This is a genomic window from Anaerobacillus arseniciselenatis, from assembly GCF_001865995.1.
In the GTDB taxonomy this organism is placed as follows: domain Bacteria; phylum Bacillota; class Bacilli; order Bacillales; family Anaerobacillaceae; genus Anaerobacillus; species Anaerobacillus arseniciselenatis.
Map to the genome: position 1 here is coordinate 1 of NZ_MLQQ01000032.1, position 2,632 is coordinate 2,632.

Below are 2,632 nucleotides of genomic sequence, written 5' to 3' on the forward strand. Positions count from 1 at the left end.
AGCGTACCCACCAATTGGCATAGTTTCACATATTATAAAAATAATGTTAGAGGTCGTGTCGAAAAATATTTTTTTGGTACTTCTCCAACGGCTCAAACCGTTGGTATATCAATATTTATAGAGGGAGGGTATACTTCAAAAAGGTACCTTATATAAAATAAATGGTACCTTCTTCTAAAAATGATTTTTAAAATTTAATCTAAATTAAAAGTATTTTCTATAAAACTCTTGTCTCAATTTCCCACTTAACTGAGCATAGATACGAGTAGTTTCACTTCTTTCATGCCCAAGTAAACTCTGTATAACATCAAGAGGAGCACCGTTATTAAGTAAATGAGTTGCATAACTATGGCGCAATTGGTGAGGGTGTATGGTTTTGTCGATACCAGCTCGACTAGAAATCCGCTTGATAACATACCTCATCTGGGCTATGCTCATTCGGTGAGGATTTCGCTCCGTCACAAAAATGGCTGGGTCTTGATCTATTCGCTCTTGAAGGTAACGCTTTAACCAAATATCACATCTGATATTAAAATACACTTCACGCTCTTTATCTCCTTTCCCTCTTACAATGGCTGAACGATTCCCAACATTAATACAATTCCTATCTAATGAAACAATCTCACCAATTCTACATCCCGTCGAAAACATAAACTCAAACAAAGCCTTCTCCATTGGGGTATGGCACCCTTCCCTTAAATGTTCAATTTCACGTTCTGTTAAGAACTTTGGGATTCGTTTTCCTACTTTTGGTTCCTTGATTTTGGCAGCAGGATTAGTGGTTATATGACCTTCCTCGTGTAACCAACGAAAAAATGATCGGATAAATCGAACACGATGAGCAAGACTCGATGGTTTTAATCCTTCGCTGGATAAAGCTAAGTAATCTTTAATACCTTGGGTTGTAACGGATTGGGGGTTAATATCTTGGAAGTGACGGATTAAGAGATTTGCTTGCAGTCGGTAGGCATTCAAGGTATGGGGCGAAAATCCTTCAATTCGTTTCTCAGCTTTGTATGCTTCCCAGGCTTTAGTTAGTTGCATAGATTGTTCCCTCCTATGTATTATGTGTATTTTAGAGGAATTATTTCCAATTTTATGAAAAATAAGAACGACAATTAGTTCTTTTCTGGTATTATTTATGTATGAAGGTTGGTCACTTTGTGAATGGTTTCACTTAAACTAACGAGCAGTATAGTTAAATAAGGTCTGTTTTATAAAAAAGTTATAAATAAGGGGGCTATTTATGTCCATGATAAAATCAGTTGAAACTAACAGGCTCTTATTAAGAGAACTTGTGGCCGACGATTTTGAAGATGTTTTTCAAATTAAGTCTGATGAAAAAGTAGTAAAATATTTAACTTGGGGACCAAGTAATCGAGAGCACACTCTAAATAGTCTATTAAAACAAATAGGTTTTCAAAGTGAAGAAAATAGGAAGATATATGTTTTAGCAGTTGAATTAAAAAGCATTAGAAAGGTTATAGGAAATGCGTTATTTATGGTGCGGGATGATGATTTTGAGATTGCTGAAATTGGCTATTTTATAAACTCGAATTTCTGGAAAAGAGGATATGGTGAAGAAATAGTCTATGCGTTACTCGATTTAGGATTTAGACAATTTAGGATGCATCGTATCTATGCAACTTGCGATACTGAAAATTTCGGTTCAATTAACTTGCTTAAAAAAAATGGTTTTCGGTTAGAGGGGCATTTTATAAAGGATTTAAAAGTAAGAGGGGAATGGAGAGATAATTATCTATTTGCTTTATTAAAAGAAGAATTTGATAAAATTTTATAATTAGTATTTCCTTGTTTGTTCTTTAACTAAAGGGTGCAATAGCTTAATAAGCTGTCGCTGCTGTTGTGGTGCTAACGAGGCAGGTTTATAAAAAATTTGGTAGGGGGGAACCGCTTGAAAAAAAATCTAATTTCCATAATCGTAATAATACTATTAGTTTCATCTTTGGGATTGAATTATCATTTTTTTAATGAAACAAGTTCTCTTAAAAACATGATTGGACTGAAATATAGGCTTAACCATGAGGAAGTTATGTGGAATTTTGAAGTGGAAGTTTTTGACCATGTACTGAAACAGTTGCGTCAAGGGGATGAGGTACAATTTGCACGATATTATGTAAAAGTCAGTTCCTTAGTTGCTTCTCATCGACTTGGAAATGTAGATAATTTTTATATGATGCTTCTTCCACCACTGAATGAAATTTCTATAAATTATGCGGAAGATGATATGGATGCGTTAGAAAAGAACGCAGATATATATAGAGAAAGATTGATACTAACCAACGATGTTTTGGCAAAATTAGAAGAAACGTTAGGAGAAGCTAGTAATAAAGAATGGTACAATCAACTATCTAATATCAATTCCGAATTGAATAGCTATATTAGCGAAAGATGGTCTCAAGCTTTTTAAGGTTAAGGGGAAAGGGGCTAAGCGAAGCTTTCGAAAACTGATGATTAAAAGAGTAAATATTAAACTAACGGAAGCGCGCGACAAGTTCTGTTATAAACGCTTTCCAGCGTGAAAATACAGGAAGTTTACTAGAAAAACTTCAACTTTACAACTGAGGATTGGAATGAAGGAACCAAGTTTCCTGAAACAATCCCATCAAGA

The 2,632-nt window shown here is 34.5% G+C and carries 3 protein-coding genes; 2 read left to right on the forward strand and 1 reads right to left on the reverse strand.

Going from position 1 to position 2,632, the window contains the following annotated elements:
- Positions 1 to 204: 204 nt before the first annotated feature.
- On the reverse strand, positions 205 to 1,044 hold the full coding sequence (locus BKP35_RS12380) for a tyrosine-type recombinase/integrase (protein ID WP_071313673.1): 840 nt from the start codon (positions 1,042 to 1,044) through the stop codon (positions 205 to 207).
- Positions 1,045 to 1,246: 202 nt separating this feature from the next.
- Here BKP35_RS12380 and BKP35_RS12385 point away from each other — a divergent pair, with 202 nt between their 5' ends.
- Together BKP35_RS12385 and BKP35_RS12390 are read left to right on the forward strand one after the other, a co-directional pair.
- A complete protein-coding gene (locus BKP35_RS12385; protein WP_084031633.1) occupies positions 1,247 to 1,801 on the forward strand; it encodes a GNAT family N-acetyltransferase in 555 nt (184 codons plus the stop codon).
- Between the two features lie 114 nt (positions 1,802 to 1,915).
- Positions 1,916 to 2,431, forward strand: a complete 516-nt coding sequence (locus BKP35_RS12390) for a hypothetical protein (protein ID WP_071313674.1) — start codon at positions 1,916 to 1,918, stop codon at positions 2,429 to 2,431.
- Positions 2,432 to 2,632 lie beyond the last annotated feature (201 nt).

Excerpts from the sequence above, each read along its gene's own strand:
- BKP35_RS12380 (WP_071313673.1), bottom strand. The coding sequence starts at position 1,044 with ATGCAACTAACTAAAGCCTGGGAAGCATACAAAGCTGAGAAACGAATT.
- BKP35_RS12385 (WP_084031633.1), top strand. The coding sequence starts at position 1,247 with ATGTCCATGATAAAATCAGTTGAAACTAACAGGCTCTTATTAAGAGAA.